Annotated in this window: 16 protein-coding genes and 1 tRNA gene; 2 read left to right on the forward strand and 15 right to left on the reverse strand. The window is 40.2% G+C overall.

All coding sequences use genetic code 11. From position 1 onward, the window contains the following. Positions 1–14 precede the first annotated feature (14 nt). The 10 genes from atpD to C5L21_RS00140 form a co-directional block, all read right to left on the reverse strand. Positions 15–1415, reverse strand: coding sequence for a F0F1 ATP synthase subunit beta (gene atpD, locus C5L21_RS00095; protein ID WP_004902054.1), 1401 nt, complete (start codon positions 1413–1415; stop codon positions 15–17). A gap of 113 nt (positions 1416–1528) precedes the next feature. Further along, a complete protein-coding gene (locus tag C5L21_RS00100) occupies positions 1529–2437 on the reverse strand; it encodes a F0F1 ATP synthase subunit gamma (RefSeq protein WP_004902056.1) in 909 nt (302 codons plus the stop codon). A gap of 15 nt (positions 2438–2452) precedes the next feature. Beyond that, positions 2453–3967 (reverse strand): F0F1 ATP synthase subunit alpha, encoded by a 1515-nt coding sequence (gene atpA, locus C5L21_RS00105; RefSeq protein ID WP_004904999.1) that lies wholly within the window; start codon positions 3965–3967, stop codon positions 2453–2455. A gap of 12 nt (positions 3968–3979) precedes the next feature. Further along, entirely contained in the window at positions 3980–4522 is a 543-nt protein-coding gene (atpH, locus tag C5L21_RS00110; protein ID WP_004905001.1) for an ATP synthase F1 subunit delta, read from the reverse strand. A gap of 11 nt (positions 4523–4533) precedes the next feature. Beyond that, on the reverse strand, positions 4534–5043 hold the full coding sequence (gene atpF / locus C5L21_RS00115; RefSeq protein WP_004902062.1) for a F0F1 ATP synthase subunit B: 510 nt from the start codon (positions 5041–5043) through the stop codon (positions 4534–4536). Positions 5044–5069: 26 nt separating this feature from the next. Further along, positions 5070–5297 carry a F0F1 ATP synthase subunit C gene (gene atpE, locus C5L21_RS00120; protein WP_004902064.1) on the reverse strand — a complete coding sequence of 76 codons (228 nt, stop codon included), beginning with the start codon at positions 5295–5297 and terminating at the stop codon, positions 5070–5072. Between the two features lie 164 nt (positions 5298–5461). Beyond that, the gene (gene atpB, locus C5L21_RS00125; RefSeq protein ID WP_004905003.1) at positions 5462–6187 is read right to left on the reverse strand and encodes a F0F1 ATP synthase subunit A; all 726 of its coding nucleotides are present in this window, start codon (positions 6185–6187) and stop codon (positions 5462–5464) included. A 405-nt stretch (positions 6188–6592) separates the two neighbouring features. Next, complete coding sequence (locus C5L21_RS00130; RefSeq protein ID WP_036058429.1) at positions 6593–7870, reverse strand: solute carrier family 23 protein; 1278 nt, start codon at positions 7868–7870, stop codon at positions 6593–6595. A gap of 515 nt (positions 7871–8385) precedes the next feature. Beyond that, positions 8386–9897, reverse strand: coding sequence for a peptide chain release factor 3 (locus C5L21_RS00135; protein WP_040177485.1), 1512 nt, complete (start codon positions 9895–9897; stop codon positions 8386–8388). A 92-nt stretch (positions 9898–9989) separates the two neighbouring features. Next, positions 9990–10613 (reverse strand): carbonic anhydrase family protein, encoded by a 624-nt coding sequence (locus C5L21_RS00140; protein WP_040177487.1) that lies wholly within the window; start codon positions 10611–10613, stop codon positions 9990–9992. Positions 10614–10745: 132 nt separating this feature from the next. On the opposite strand from C5L21_RS00140, the gene C5L21_RS00145 reads away from it, so the two are divergent. Beyond that, positions 10746–11414 carry an NAD(P)H-hydrate epimerase gene (locus C5L21_RS00145; RefSeq protein ID WP_004902079.1) on the forward strand — a complete coding sequence of 223 codons (669 nt, stop codon included), beginning with the start codon at positions 10746–10748 and terminating at the stop codon, positions 11412–11414. A 66-nt stretch (positions 11415–11480) separates the two neighbouring features. Here C5L21_RS00145 and C5L21_RS00150 read toward each other — a convergent pair whose 3' ends face one another. Beyond that, positions 11481–12329, reverse strand: a complete 849-nt coding sequence (locus C5L21_RS00150) for an undecaprenyl-diphosphate phosphatase (protein ID WP_004902081.1) — start codon at positions 12327–12329, stop codon at positions 11481–11483. Between the two features lie 178 nt (positions 12330–12507). On the opposite strand from C5L21_RS00150, the gene C5L21_RS00155 reads away from it, so the two are divergent. After that, positions 12508–12580 (forward strand) — tRNA-Lys (locus C5L21_RS00155). A 108-nt stretch (positions 12581–12688) separates the two neighbouring features. Here C5L21_RS00155 and trhA read toward each other — a convergent pair. The 4 genes from trhA to C5L21_RS00175 form a co-directional block, all read right to left on the reverse strand. Then, positions 12689–13327, reverse strand: coding sequence for a PAQR family membrane homeostasis protein TrhA (trhA, locus tag C5L21_RS00160; protein ID WP_004902083.1), 639 nt, complete (start codon positions 13325–13327; stop codon positions 12689–12691). Between the two features lie 124 nt (positions 13328–13451). Further along, positions 13452–14333 carry a DegV family protein gene (locus tag C5L21_RS00165; protein WP_004902085.1) on the reverse strand — a complete coding sequence of 294 codons (882 nt, stop codon included), beginning with the start codon at positions 14331–14333 and terminating at the stop codon, positions 13452–13454. Positions 14334–14381: 48 nt separating this feature from the next. Then, positions 14382–14723 carry a fluoride efflux transporter FluC gene (locus C5L21_RS00170; protein WP_004902086.1) on the reverse strand — a complete coding sequence of 114 codons (342 nt, stop codon included), beginning with the start codon at positions 14721–14723 and terminating at the stop codon, positions 14382–14384. Next, positions 14720–15118: a fluoride efflux transporter FluC gene (locus tag C5L21_RS00175; protein WP_170167802.1), complete on the reverse strand. Its 399-nt coding sequence runs from the start codon at positions 15116–15118 to the stop codon at positions 14720–14722. Before C5L21_RS00175 ends, C5L21_RS00170 begins: the two co-directional genes overlap by 4 nt. Positions 15119–15389: the final 271 nt, after the last annotated feature.

The following is a 15389-nucleotide window of genomic DNA, read 5'->3' on the forward strand; positions in this document are numbered from 1 at the left end:
TAGTCAATACCCCCTTATTGGGCCATTGTTTTGGCTTTTTCAACAACTTGTTCAATCGCACCTACATTTCGGAAAGCATCTTCTGGCAAATCATCATACTTACCATCAAGGATTTCCTTAAATGAACGTACAGTTTCAGCAACCGGTACATATTCACCGTTAATACCGGTAAATGTTTCGGCAACAGAGAATGGTTGTGACAAGAAGAATTGAATACGACGCGCACGGTTGACGGTCGTCTTCTCTTCGTCTGAAAGTTCATCCATTCCCAAAATTGAGATTATATCTTGCAATTCACGATAACGTTGCAATGTACGTTGTACTTCTGTGGCCACTTCATAATGTTCTTGACCAACAACTTGTGGGTCTAAAGCAGAAGAAGTTGATGCTAGTGGATCAACAGCTGGATAGATACCTTGTTGTGTCAAAGCACGTTCCAGGTTAGTAGTAGCATCCAAATGAGCAAACGTCGTTGCTGGCGCAGGGTCGGTATAATCATCGGCAGGCACATAAACCGCCTGAATTGATGTAACAGAACCCTTTTTGGTTGATGTAATACGTTCTTGTAATTGTCCCATTTCAGTTGCCAAAGTTGGCTGATAACCAACGGCAGATGGAATACGACCCAACAACGCAGAAACTTCTGAACCAGCTTGTGTGAAACGGAAAATGTTATCAATAAACAACAACACATCCTTACCTTCACTATCACGGAAGTTTTCAGCCATTGTCAAGCCAGTCAAAGCAACACGCATACGTGCGCCTGGTGGCTCATTCATTTGACCATAAACCATGGCAGTTTGTTTCAAAACGCCTGATTCTGCCATTTCGTGGTACATATCATTACCTTCACGCGTGCGTTCACCAACACCCGTGAAAACAGAAATACCATTATGACCTTGCGCAATATTATGAATCAATTCCTGAATCAGAACTGTTTTACCAACACCAGCACCACCAAACAGACCAATTTTTCCACCACGAACATAAGGTGCCAATAAGTCAATCACCTTAATACCAGTTTCTAATATTTCTGTTGAATTTGCTAGGTCATCATAACTAGGGGCATCTCGATGGATAGAATGACGTGGTGTCTCTGCGGCAATTTCACCGTTATTATCCACTGGTTCACCTAACACATTGAAAACACGTCCTAATGTGGCTTCACCGACAGGCACTTTAATAGCATCCCCTGTATCAGTTACCGACATACCACGTTGAAGGCCATCAGTTGAATCCATAGCAATAGTGCGGACAATACCATCACCTAGTGCTAATGAGACTTCAACTGTCAATGTTTGGCCGTCGCCCTTGTCGATTTTAAGCGCATTGTTAATATCAGGTACTTGTTGACCTGATTCAAACGCAACATCGACGACCGGACCAATCACTTGTACGACTTTTCCAGTACTCATTGTCGTTTTCCTTTCAAATTTAGAACAGCCAACAACACTCTCACAAGCATTGTCGCGTTTTTAATCACTGCGCATGCAGTTCATTTTAATCGAATAGTATGGCACCCATGAATTTACTCCAAGGCAGCCATACCACCTGTAATTTCTGTAATTTCCGTCGTAATCGCAGCTTGACGTGCACGGTTGAACTGTAACTCCAAACGCCCAATAAGATCTTTAGCATTATCTGTCGCTGCTTTCATCGCTGTCGATGAAGCTGCATGTTCAGCCGTTTTAGCATCAAGCACTGCTTCATACACTAAACTCTGTGCAAACTGCGGCAACACAACATTTAATACAGCTGTTGTGTCTGGTTCGACTTCATAAGCGCTTTGAATATCTAGCTCTGCTTTGTGAGCTTCTGTACCACCCATTGCGACCAACGTATCACCTGTTAACGGTAACAATTGAACGTCGCGATACTCACTAGTCAAACGGTTAACAAAGTGATTGTATACAACGTGAAGTGCATCAAACACTTCAGATTCATATAAACTCGTTACTGTTTTAACTACTGAACGTATTTCGTTAAACGATGGTACATCTGAAACACCACGGTGTTCCAAAATGACTTCAAAGCCACGTTTCTTATAAAAATCAGCCCCATTACCACCAACAGCCAAAATAGCCGTATTGGTTGTATCCAAATTCAAACGGGCCATTAATGCATTCGTTTGTTTGATAACATTGGCATTGTACGATCCAACCAAACCACGATCAGAGGTAACAACCAAAATACCCGTCTTACGAATGGGCCGTTGCGCAATTAGAGGAATATGCTTGGCATCAGCATTGTCAAACAAGTGAGCGGCAACAAGATGCTCCACCACCGCCTCAAGGCGTGCGGCGTATGCTTGATATCCTCTACCATAGCGTTGAATTTGGCTTAGTTTAGCCGTTGAGACCATTTGCATGGCACTCGTTATTTGACGCGTCTTTTTAGTGGATGAGATACGACGCTGAATATCTTGCAAAGAAGCCATTGCAGCGTCCTCCTATTATTCAGCCGCTGAACCAGCAAATCCAGCCTTAAAGGCTTCAATTGCTGCGTTCATAGCTGATTCTTCAGGTAATTGCTTCGTGTCAATGATGACCTTAAACAAATCATTCGCATTGGCATCAACGTATGCAATCAACTCATCTTGGAAACGTTGAATATCTTCAACGGCAATGTCATCAATATATCCATGTGTTAGCGCATAAAGAACGATAACTTGATGTTGTACTGGCATTGGCTTATGAAGCGGTTGCTTTAACACTTCAACTGTTCGACGACCACGTGCTAACTTAGCTTGGGTCGCAGCATCAAGATCCGAACCAAATTGCGCGAAACTTTCTAGTTCACGGAATGATGCCAAATCCAAACGTAATGTACCAGCAACCTTTTTCATTGCCTTAATCTGTGCATCACCACCAACACGTGAAACCGATGTTCCAGCATCAATCGCTGGACGGACGCCGGCATAGAACTGATCAGCGTCCAAGAAGACTTGACCATCTGTGATTGAGATAACGTTTGTTGGAATATAAGCAGATACATCGCCAGCCTGTGTCTCAATAATAGGCAAAGCCGTCATTGAACCGCCACCTAATTCATCTGATAACTTGGCGGCACGTTCTAGCAAACGTGAATGCAAGTAGAACACATCACCAGGGTATGCTTCACGTCCTGGTGGTCGACGAAGAATCAATGACAATTCACGATAAGCTGTTGCTTGCTTTGACAAATCATCATAAACAATCAAAACATGCTTACCGTTATACATGAATTCTTCACCCATTGCTGCCCCAACATAGGGTGCCAAATATAGCATTGGTGCTGGCTCTGAAGGTCCAGCATTAACAACAATTGTGTAATCCATTGCGCCCATTTGACGTAATGTCTCAACTTGTGTACGAACGGTTGAATCTTTTTGACCAATCGCAACATAAATAACAATCATGTTTTGATCTTTTTGATTCAAAATTGTATCAATGGCCAAAGACGTTTTTCCTGTCTTACGATCACCGATAATTAATTCACGCTGTCCTCGTCCAATCGGAACAAGCGCATCAATCGCTTTAATACCTGTTTGTAATGGCTCGAAAACTGATTTACGTTGCATGACACCTGGTGCCTTGACTTCAACCGGACGGAACTTATCCGTCTTGATTTCGCCCAAGCCATCAATTGGCTGTCCTAATGCATTTACTACGCGTCCAATCAATTGTTCGCCAACCGGCACTTCCATAATACGGCCGGTACGCTTAACTGTGTCACCCTCACGAATATCATCAAAACCACCAAGAATGATGATTCCAACTTCGCTTGACTCGAGGTTTTGGGCCATCCCGAATGTACCATTGGCAAATTCAAGTAGTTCACCAGCCATAGCATTTGCTAAGCCAGTTGCACGTGCCACACCATCACCAATATAGGTAACAGTTCCCACTTCTTCTACAGTTAGCGTTGTGTCGAACTTTTCGAGCTGTTGCTTAATTAAAGCAGAAATTTCTTCAGCTTGAATAGCCATTATTTTTCCTCACTAACCTAATAATTGTGCCTTCATTTTGGCAATTTTTGTTTGTAAACTTCCGTCAATTAGTGTTGATTGTGACTGTAAAATCACACCACCAATAATACTTTCATCCACATTATTAGTTAAATTAACATGCTTCGCACCTGTTTTAGAAGCAAAAACTGCTGCTAATTTATCTAAACGTGTCTCATCTAGTGCAACGGCCGTTGTGGCCACAACATTAACAATGCCATGTGCATCATTATAATAATCTTCAAAAGATGTCACGATTTGTGTCAAGAGATTTAAACGATTATTATAAGCCAGCAGCTTAACCAAATTTTGAATGGCTTCTGAGGCACCTGTCGTCAATGTTGTTAGCAGACCATCACGTGCCTCACTGTTGATGTCATTTGAACTCACAATCGTCACAAAGTTCGGATTGTTTTCAAAAACCACTTTTAAGGTATCTAAATCTTTTCGTGTGTCTTCAACATTGCCTTGTTCACTAGATAATTCAAAAATTGCTTTGGCGTATTGGTCAGCGATATCTTTAAGATTTGTTGCCATCCCAATACTCCTTATTTAGTTTCTAAATCTGAAATGTAAGCATCAATTAATGCTTGTTGATCATTTAACGATAATTCCTTCTGCATAAGTTTTGAAGCAATCGCTACAGATAGCGCTGCTACATCATTTTTTGCATTAGCAATTGCGTCTTCCTTGAGCTTTTCAGCATCAGTTTGTGCTTGCTGATTAATCGTGTTTGCACGTTCAGCAGCTACAGCAACTAATGCATCGCTTTGCTTTTGTGCACTAGCCTTCGCGTCAGCAACAACCTTAGTTGCTTGTTGACGTGTGTCAGCTAACTCACTTTGCCGTTGTGCTGCCAAATTTTCAGCTTCTTGACGTGCTGATTCAGCACCATCAATGTCAGTTGAAATTTTTTCAGCACGTTCATCAAGAACTTTTGTCAATGGCCCGTAAGCCACTTTCTTCAAAATAACCATCAACACGAGGAATGAAATGATAATAAACAGCATATTACCTAATGGTAATTTGTTTGCTGCTAAGGTTGTTAAACCAAACATGATTTTCCTCCACTATATACTTGTGATTACTTGCCCATCAACATGAAGGCGAAGACAATTGACAAAATTGGCATAACTTCGACCAATGCGACACCCAAGAACATACGTGACAACAAACGGCTTTCAAGTTCAGGTTGACGACTCATACCTGCCAAGAATTGTGAAATCAAAACACCGTTACCAATACCACCACCAACAGCGGCTCCAGCGGCTGCAAGACCCGCTGCGATTACACCAAGATTGTGCAAATCCATGAGATTACTCCTTATTATAGAATACTGATTAGACCATGACGTTAATCAGCACATTTCCATTTTGATTAGATGAAACGCTCCCGCGTAATTAACAAACCAACTTGTGTCATAAATTGAGTATTTCTAGTCAACTTGTGGCACAAATCTCATTTGCTTGATCACCATTATTCATTACCCGACAATTGGGCAATAAACACACCAGTTAAGATTACAAAGACATAAGCCTGAATCCCACCGATAAATAGTGAAAAGCCTTGCCAGACCATTTCAATCGGCAATGCTAGCACTGTCCAGAAACCATTCAGGTGTCCTGGCCAAGCTAAACTATTAGCCACGAGTGTCAGTAACATTTCACCAGCGAAAATATTACCGAACAAACGCAGTGATAACGTCAAGAAATTAGCTAGTTGTTCAATGATATTAAGTGGTAACATCCAAGAATATGGTGTTAACAACATGTTTTTAAGGTATCCCTTAAAGCCTAGTTGTTGTACGCCCATACCGTGTGCAACCATCAAAGACATAATAGCTAACGTCATCGTCACGATCGGGTTTGCTGTGGGTGACTTGATATAAGTCACACCATCAGTCCCCTGCAATTGAAGCAACAAGCCCATTTCGTTTGATACTACGATGAAGAAAAACAACGTAAATGCATACAAACCAAATTGACGTGCCTGCTTCTTTGGCAATTGTCCACCCACAATACCATTAGTGAAATCAAGTAAGTATTCAATGACATTTTGTCGCTTACCTGGTCGCAATGACGGTTTACGTGTTAGCACAATCGATACAATCACAACGATTGCCATAGCCAGCAACGTTGAAAGTATCGTGCCCCAATCAAATGTGAGACCTAGAAACTCAAACGGTGCCGTAGGGTCATCCATGCGCCTTCTCCTTTCTCATATAAATTTGGCGAAATGGTCGTAAACGGCTATTCGTCATAACATATAAATCTATAATACGCTTTTGAAATTGAAATACAACCGTTTTGTGTCACTTTTTCACAAAGAGTTATTCACGTCTTTTGTTAAACGTTGGTAAAATGGTTTTTACTGCGTAATTATTAAAAGTTACAATTTATTTAATCCCCTTAAAAACGTTAAAAACTCTTACTATTGGGCACATTATATACCATTTATGATAAAAACTTCTGACACGTATTATCGCAAACTGTGTCATTGACAACGAAAAATACAAGACAACATTTTAGACACTAAAGCTTAAAAACGAAATATTTCTCTCTGTTTTGTGATTTAAAAAACAAAAAACACGACAAAATGTCGTGTTTTTTAATGGCGATCACTGGCCGCCACTTTAGGCAATAATAGATTTAATAAAATGCCCAGTAAGGTTGCAATAGCAACGCCTGAAAAATCCATTTGTGCGCTTAATTGCAAATGGAAGTTACCAATACCAATGACGAGTACTGGTGCTGCAATCATGAGATTACGTTTTTTACTATAATCAACTTTATTATCAACCAGCACTTGCAAGCCAGCGGCTGCAATAACACCGTATAACATAAAACCAACACCGCCCGTAACCGCCCCAGGAATAGTTGAAATTAAAGCAGATAACTTACCTACAAAACTGAAGATAACCGCAAAGAATGCTGCCCCACCAATTACCCATACAGAATACACACGACTAAGTTGCATCACACCAATATTTTCACCATAAGAGGTGACTGCTGGGCCACCAACTAATCCAGCAACAACCGAAGCTGTACCATCACCGGTTAATGTGCGTTTCAAGCCTGGATTGACAAAAAAATCATGTCCTGTAATTTTTGAAAGCACCATCAAGTGACCTAAATGCTCGGATAACGTCACCAATGCTAGTGGTGCCATACTGAGCACTGCCGCAGGATAAAAGTGAAAACCATTTTTACCGATGAATGTTTCATAATTTGGCAATTGGAACCAATGCGCTGTAGCAACGGGAGACAAATCAACAAGCCCAAAAACTAATGCCATGAGATAACCGAATACAATGCCTAATAAAACCGGTAGTAAACCAAGAAAACCCTTCAAGAACATATTAAAAGCAACTGTGGCTAATAACGTTAATAATGCGACGACAAACACTTTCCAATCATATTTTCCATTAATCATCGTAGCAGAAGTAGCCGCAGAACCGGCTAAACTTAAGCCAATCACCATAATAATAGGGCCGACCACTTCGGGTGGAAATATCGTATCCAACCAGCCTGTTCCTGTAACTGTTATAATCAATGCAACAACCAAATAGACTAGACCAACAGCAATAATTCCCTGTGCCACTGCCGGATAACCCACTGTCTTCATCAACGAGGCCATTGGAATAATAAACGCAAAACTAGAGCCCATATAAGCTGGTACTTTACCACGTGTAATCAATAAATGTAATAGTGTGCCAATGCCAGATGTAAATAATGCGACCCCTGGATTAAGCCCTACTAATAATGGTACCAAGACTGTGGCACCAAACATTGAAAACAGATGCTGTAATGAAAGTCCTAGCCAAGTAAGAAATGGTGGTTTATCATGCAAATCGTAAATTGCATGATTATCGGGTTTTGCTGCCATAATGTTAGTGCGAACACCCAAGCGTTCGCTTCCTCCTCAATCTTTTACCGTTAACAATAATAAATCTAAACGATACCATTATAAACTAAAAACCTGACATGTTGTTAAACAATGTCAGGTTTTGTTTATTCAATTATTATGGTGCGCAGCAAACGCACGCTTTTGAGACTTGACTCCGACATATCTGGCTGATTTCTCGTACCTTGCCAACCTGCACACCTGTAAATCGCGTTGATAGTGTCCAGATGCGTATCATCTGCTCTTAATTAAATCATATCACAGTGGCAGGTTTTTATAACTCAGATTAACTGCTCGAAACATTGGCTTTTGTTATGCTTTACTGGCATCAAATTAATCACTAATCGTTGTTCACAAGATGCCGGCCAATGATATGTCGAATTCAAATAATTTACTTTGCGTCATTCACGGCCTCCTTTGCTTTTGTTACCTTGATTATATCATAATTTGAAAGCGCTTACAATAACTATTAAAAAAAACAATGCTTTGATATCGCATTACATTTTTTCTTCTAATTTAACTTCTGGATATTTATCGTGGAACCAATTCATTGCAAACTTATTTTCGAATAGAAATACTGGCTGATCGTAGCGGTCTTTAACCAACAAGTTACGGCTTGAAGCCATCTTCTCATCTAGTTGTTCTGGTGCTATCCAACGAGCAACTTTTGACCCAATTGACTCAAATTGAATTTCAACATTGTATTCATTTTCCATACGGAATTGGAAAACTTCAAACTGCAGTTGACCAACGGCACCAATAATGTAATCACTGCCTTGCCAAGACTTATAAAGCTGAATCGTGCCTTCTTGGACTAATTGTTCAATGCCTTTATGATATGATTTTTGTTTCATCACATCTTTAGCAATGACACGGTTGAATAGCTCTGGTGTAAATGTTGGTAGGTCTGGGAACTGTACAGCTTGTTTACCGGCATAGATGGTGTCGCCAATCTGGAAATTACCTGTATCATAAACACCAATAATGTCGCCAGGCACCGCTGTCTGAACATTTTCACGTTCTTCAGCCATGAACTGCGTTACATTGGATAATTTCAGCTTCTTACCGTTACGCTGTAAAGTGACGTCCATACCACGACTAAACTCGCCTGAGACAATACGAACAAAAGCAATACGGTCACGATGACGCGGATCCATATTTGCCTGAATTTTGAACACAAATCCTGTAAATTGTGGCTTATCTGGTGTTACTTGCTGACCATCAACTGTGCCCATCGCCGATGGTGCTGGTGCATAAGTTAAATACTCACGCAAAAATTCGGTTACACCAAAATTAACTAATGCGGACCCAAAGAATACAGGTGTCAACTTACCACGACTGATTGCTTCTTGGTCAAAAGCATTCCCAGCATCACGCAATAACTCAATTTCATCCATTGTTTCAGTAACAACTTCTGGATGAGCCGTGGCATTTTTAAATGGCACCATTTGATCATTTTGCAGGTCATAAATACCTTGTAAAATTTGACCTGATCCCACCGGCCAGTTCATAGGATAAGCTTGTATCCCCAAAATAGACTCTAACTCGTCCACTAAATCTAAAGCTGGACGTGCATCACGGTCAATTTTGTTAAAAAAAGTAAAGACAGGAATACCACGCTGAGCAACAATTTCAAACAACTTTTTTGTTTGTGGTTCGATACCCTTTGCCGCATCGACAACCATGACGACAGAATCAACTGCCATCAACGTACGATAAGTATCTTCGGAAAAATCCTCGTGTCCAGGTGTATCTAAAATATTAATGCGTTTCCCATCATAATCGAATTGTAGGACCGAAGAGGTCACCGAAATACCACGCTGTTGTTCGATTGCCATCCAATCTGAGGAAGCCAACTTATGAGATCCGCGACCCTTGACTGTTCCAGCCTCACGAATCACACCGCCGTGTAATAATAGTTGTTCAGTTAATGTCGTTTTACCTGCATCTGGGTGAGAAATGATAGCAAATGTCCGACGGTTTTGTAATTGTTCTTGAAAGTTTTCCATAAAATCTAGTTTACCTGATATACCAGTGTTTCACAACAGAAAAAGCCAACCGTTACCGATTAGCCTAACAGCATGCTGTTACTTTTTAAATTTTAACGATCAGCAACGACTTTAACGTCGCGCGCAGCAATATGTTGTACGTCACGATAGTTATTCGGATATTTTTCATGTAATAATGCTAATTCAGCTGAACTAATGACAATTGGCTGCTTCAATACTAACCAAGTGACATCTTGTCCCAATGGCGGTGTCGTGAGAGAACCAGTGTAACGATAATAGGAATGATCTTGAGGCAATAATTCGATTAAGCGCGTTGCCGCAATTGACGTATGGTAAATATCTTGGATAATCGTGTGTGTTGTTGCTGTTTTTGAAACATCGGCAAAAGCTGCCACAACTAAGACTTTGTCGCCATTTAAGTAGACAAAATGTGTTTCAGCGTCATGTCGATAACCATCAATCAGATGCTCTGCGCCTTCATGAAAATGTATACGTTCCAATTGCCATGTTTGTCCGTCTACTTGCAACGTCCCTGACACCAAAAATTGTTCACCCACAACACGGTCTTCATATTGTGTTTTGCCTGTAAACACCATGTTCAAATGATCAGTACCTTCATCAACCAGTTGCTTACTCTCAATATTGATTGGTGACTGTAATGGTGTTTCACCAGCTTCATGCCATGTACTTTGTTGACTATAATCCAAATGATTCATGATTTGACTCCAAAAGATTTCTTTCTATTTTATCAAAGATTAGTACGAACGTGTTAAAAACAAATAATTGGCTCACGTTTGACAAGATAATCCTGTATAATAAGACTAAGATTTGGAAAGAAAAGTGATATTATGCAACTTGTAACTGCTGCTGAGATGCAACAAATTGATAGCTACACTATTGAAACCATTGGCATGCCACAAAACGTGCTCATCGAGCGGGCTGCAATGTCAGTGATTGATGTGATTGGTGCTGGCCATTTTAATTTAGATCATATACTAGTTTTGGCAGGTTTAGGTAATAATGGTGCCGATGGCATTGCCATTGCTCGCCTACTTTACACCCAAGGATTCAATGTATCATTACAATTTGTTGGTAACGTTTCGCGTGCCAAGGCCAGTGTCCAACAGCAACTACAAATTATCGAGAACTACGGACTGATAAGAGCTGAAAAAAGTGATTTTAACGAAGCAACTTTAATTGTTGATGCTATTTTTGGCGTCGGCCTCAACAACACACTCCCTGAAGGCTTACAAAAAATGATTAAAGCCGCTAACCACATTGAAAAAACAGTTATTGCCGTTGACATCCCAACTGGTATTGATGCCACGACAGGTGAAGTGCGTGGTGCGGCGTTAAAAGCACACACAACCGTTACTTTTGGGTACAATAAAGTTGGCTTAACACAAAATGTTGGTGGTTATCTTTCTGGTAACGTCATCGTTAAAGATATCGGCTTACGCTTGCCAGAAGACTTTACATTTACCACAGTAACTCCTGACAATATTGCCACAACATAAAAAGCAGCGGAACTAATTGTTCCGCTGCTTTTTATATCATCATTTTTTTCAAAACAATCACAAGATTTACATTTTGACCAAGCCAGCAATGCCCAAAATCAAGAAGAGAATACCAACAACAATACGGTACCAACCGAAAATCTTAAAGTCATTGTTTTGGATATAACGCATCATCACTTTAATAGCAAACAACGCAACAACCCATGACACAACAAACCCTATCAACATGACAAAGAGTTGCGCACCAGTAAATGAGCCACCCTTAAGTAGGAAACTGCCAACCTTAAGGATAGTCACTCCAAACATCACAGGAATTGATAGGAAAAATGAAAATTCAGCGGCAACAAATCGTGATGCCCCTAAAATAACGGCGCCTAAAATGGTTGCCCCAGAGCGTGAAGTACCAGGTACCAAAGACAATACTTGGAATAGTCCAATGAAGAGGGCCATTTTAAATGTGATACGATTCACTTCTGTTACCACTGGCGCAATATTTTTTTGGCGATTTTCAATAACAATAAAGGCAATACCGTAGATAATCAATGTTGCAGACACAACCCATGGATTTAATAAATGCGCATCCATAAAGTTATTTAACAACAAACCAAATACCATAGCCGGTAAAACACCAACAATGACTTTAATCCATAAACGCCATGTTTGAAACTGCTCGCGAGATGTTTTACGTGGCGAAAAAGGATTTAATTTATGGAAATATAGTTGAATAACGGCAAATATTGCGCCGAGTTGAATGGCATAATCAAACACTGCGGTGAAACTTTTAGTCCATACCATCCCACCCGGAATTTTCATTAAAGCCTCAGCTAAAATGATGTGACCTGTAGAAGATACTGGCAGAAACTCTGTCAAGCCTTCAACAATACCAATAATAATTGATTTTATAAAATCGAACATATGCCTGATGACGTGTTATGATGACACGTTTCCTTCCAATTTAACTTCTTTTATTCTATCCTATATCCTGTTATTTCGCTATCGAACACCTGTTTCATAGAATATTTTTTTAAAGTCTTGCTTTTAAAAAAGGCGCATGTTATTATATTATATGTTGCTTAAGGCAATTCAGTAATATGGACAGTTAGCTCAGTTGGTAGAGCAACGGACTCTTAATCCGTGGGTCCAGGGTTCGAGCCCCTGACTGTCCATCCTTAAAAGACAGACCAGTCGTCTACTTGATGACTGGTCTTTTTGTATCTAAAAAACGCTTACTTTACAAAGTAAGCGTTTTTATTGTGCCAACTAATATAATATTATTAGAGACTAATATAAATACTAATAAACATCAACGCTGCACCACCTAAGACAAATACATGCCAGTAAACGTGACCCATCGGTATCTGTGGTATCAAATAGAAGATTGTTCCGGCTGAATAAGTCAGGCCACCAGCTAATAACAACCAAAATGCTGTATGTGATAACACGCCCCACAAAACAGGCATCGCCAGAACAATCAGCCAACCCATAACCAGATAAATAGTCACTGACACCCACGGCCAACGACCAACAAAAAATAAGTCATAAACAAAACCGGCAATTGTCATAGCAAGGATGGCACCCCATATTGACCAGCCAACCCAGCCCTTAATCAACAGCCATGTATATGGTGTATAGCTGCCTAAGATAACGAGATAAATACCTGCATGATCAAAGAATTGAAATACTTTTGCAGCACGTGTAAAAACGAGCGAATGAAATAACGTTGAAGCCAATAAGAAGAAACCAACGGTTCCAACGTAAATAGCAATGGCCGTGATTTCAAAAGCCGTGACAGGGCGACGCAAAATATGAAAAATTAATAAAATTCCTGCTAAAACAGCTAATAAGAAGCCCAAACCATGTGTGACCGCGTTCAATACTTCATAGACAATATGATAACGTTTAGATCGTTGCATTTAGTTGTCCCCATAAATCAATTTAGTATCTTCATTATACCATTGATTTACTATCTATCGGTTAGTAAATCAGCGCATATAAAAACAGTGGCCCATTCTTTTGGCTCACTGTTTTTAACGCTACTTATACTAGTGTTTCCCAATCACGTGCCCATAATACACCCATCGCACCATCACCAGTGTGTACGCCAATATAAGCGCCCAACTCACCACGCTCAAACTTAACGGTTGGATACTCAGCTTGCAAATCCTTTAGCCATTTATCGCCAAGCTTTGGATCGTTACCATCAACAACTATAGCACGTACAGGGAAATCGACTTGTGTCAGATATTGATTGAGTGCTATTTTAATTTCTTTCAAGGCCCCACTCATCTTCCGAGCTTTCCCAACCGCACCAATCTTACCTTCCCCTTGGATGTCCATCGATAAAATTGGCTTAATGTTCAGCAGACCGCCGACAAGTGCTGCGCCACGAGATAGTCTCCCCGTACGTTGAAGATGAGAAATATCATTCACAACAAACCGTACATCAAACGTTTCACGTAGTGTCTCCAATGATGTTAAAATATCAGCCATCGACCGCCCATTTTCTGCCATCACAGCTGCCATCACAGCTTGCATACCAGAACCCATAACTGCAAATTTAGAATCCCAAGCACACACTTCAGTCATCCCATCATAACTTGAGGCTACTGCTTGTGCTGTCTGATAAGCACCCGAAAGCCCAGAAGAAATCGGAATAATCAATGCTGCGTCATATCCTGAAGCTTTCGCAGCATTCAAGGCTTCCTCCCAATCACCTGGCGCCGGTTGCGAAGTTGAAGCCACCATATTCTTTTCTTTCATCATTTTAACCAATTGACCCAGTCCCTGAATATCAATCGTCTCTTTATAGACTTCATCGCCAAAGATAATGGGATCGTTAACTTGAAAAATATGATAGCGATTGCGTAACGTCGCAGGTATTGTAGATGCAGAATCACTAATAATTGCTATTTTAGACATTATTTTCTCCCAATGTATACGGGCTATCATTAAAGATGGCCCGGCTAACTATAAAATTAAACCAATCACAACACCAACACAAAAGCTCAATAGACCAGCAACAATTTGTAGTGATAAATAAACCATTTGTTGTGAGCGGGAATGTTGTGCACTTTGCGTCATCATCGTACTAAAAGTGGTTAAACCGCCAAGTACGCCAACTGATAATACATTATGCCATAAGTGTATCTGGTTTGTGCTGTATAATATGCCCATGAAGAATGTCCCTAACATATTGACGGTAAATACTGCTGTGATGTAGGTTGCTCGCCATGGCCAAAAAGTGATCACAAGGTAACGTAACAATGTGCCTATACTAGAGCCAACAAATATGGCAATTAAAATTATCATAATCGCTCACCACACAGTACGTGTCCAATATACTGTCCCAGAATAATCATGAGCACCCCACCAACTACTGTCATAACAAGGTATAAACCAGCCATGACTATATTACTCTGCGTCAATTGTGCTGTCTGGAGTAACATCGTACTAAACGTTGTAAAACCACCTAATATGCCAGTCCCAAGGAATGCTTGCCATCTCTTTAATCGACTACTTCGATGTGAAAGATACGACCCAAGGATTGCTAACAGTAATGTGCCTAACCAATTAATTAAAATTGTCATCAATGGCCATTGTCCCGCAATTGGTAAAAAGCTCAATAAATAACGCAAACTACCGCCAATGCCACCACCCAAACTTACAACAAACATTTCGATTAAATCAAGTCGTTGTTTTTGCATACTTACTATTCTAACAATTTTGTCTTTAATGAGCAAAAAAGACGCTCCTTTGTTATAATCAAACTAACTCAGTCAAGGAGCGCCTATGTTTTCGTATTATATCTTACCAACAGGGTATCTAATTGTATTATTTGCCTTTTCTCTGTTAAAACCTATACGTTTTGTTGTCACAATGTATGAATTTCAAGGTCTAATGATTAAATCAGTTGTACTGGCAATTTTTGGACTATTTTCACAACACAGTATTTTGACCCAATTTTATGGTATTTGG

The sequence above is a fragment of the Leuconostoc citreum genome (assembly GCF_004354555.1).
Lineage (GTDB): Bacteria > Bacillota > Bacilli > Lactobacillales > Lactobacillaceae > Leuconostoc > Leuconostoc citreum.

Excerpts from the sequence above, each read along its gene's own strand:
- C5L21_RS00145 (WP_004902079.1), top strand. The coding sequence starts at position 10,746 with ATGCAACTTGTAACTGCTGCTGAGATGCAACAAATTGATAGCTACACT.
- atpE (WP_004902064.1), bottom strand. The coding sequence starts at position 5,297 with ATGGATTTGCACAATCTTGGTGTAATCGCAGCGGGTCTTGCAGCCGCT.
- C5L21_RS00150 (WP_004902081.1), bottom strand. The coding sequence starts at position 12,329 with ATGTTCGATTTTATAAAATCAATTATTATTGGTATTGTTGAAGGCTTG.
- C5L21_RS00140 (WP_040177487.1), bottom strand. The coding sequence starts at position 10,613 with ATGAATCATTTGGATTATAGTCAACAAAGTACATGGCATGAAGCTGGT.
- atpA (WP_004904999.1), bottom strand. The coding sequence starts at position 3,967 with ATGGCTATTCAAGCTGAAGAAATTTCTGCTTTAATTAAGCAACAGCTC.
- atpD (WP_004902054.1), bottom strand. The coding sequence starts at position 1,415 with ATGAGTACTGGAAAAGTCGTACAAGTGATTGGTCCGGTCGTCGATGTT.
- C5L21_RS00130 (WP_036058429.1), bottom strand. The coding sequence starts at position 7,870 with ATGGCAGCAAAACCCGATAATCATGCAATTTACGATTTGCATGATAAA.
- atpF (WP_004902062.1), bottom strand. The coding sequence starts at position 5,043 with ATGTTTGGTTTAACAACCTTAGCAGCAAACAAATTACCATTAGGTAAT.
- atpH (WP_004905001.1), bottom strand. The coding sequence starts at position 4,522 with ATGGCAACAAATCTTAAAGATATCGCTGACCAATACGCCAAAGCAATT.
- C5L21_RS00170 (WP_004902086.1), bottom strand. The coding sequence starts at position 14,723 with ATGATAATTTTAATTGCCATATTTGTTGGCTCTAGTATAGGCACATTG.
- C5L21_RS00100 (WP_004902056.1), bottom strand. The coding sequence starts at position 2,437 with ATGGCTTCTTTGCAAGATATTCAGCGTCGTATCTCATCCACTAAAAAG.
- trhA (WP_004902083.1), bottom strand. The coding sequence starts at position 13,327 with ATGCAACGATCTAAACGTTATCATATTGTCTATGAAGTATTGAACGCG.
- C5L21_RS00165 (WP_004902085.1), bottom strand. The coding sequence starts at position 14,333 with ATGTCTAAAATAGCAATTATTAGTGATTCTGCATCTACAATACCTGCG.
- atpB (WP_004905003.1), bottom strand. The coding sequence starts at position 6,187 with ATGGATGACCCTACGGCACCGTTTGAGTTTCTAGGTCTCACATTTGAT.
- C5L21_RS00135 (WP_040177485.1), bottom strand. The coding sequence starts at position 9,897 with ATGGAAAACTTTCAAGAACAATTACAAAACCGTCGGACATTTGCTATC.
- C5L21_RS00175 (WP_170167802.1), bottom strand. The coding sequence starts at position 15,118 with ATGCAAAAACAACGACTTGATTTAATCGAAATGTTTGTTGTAAGTTTG.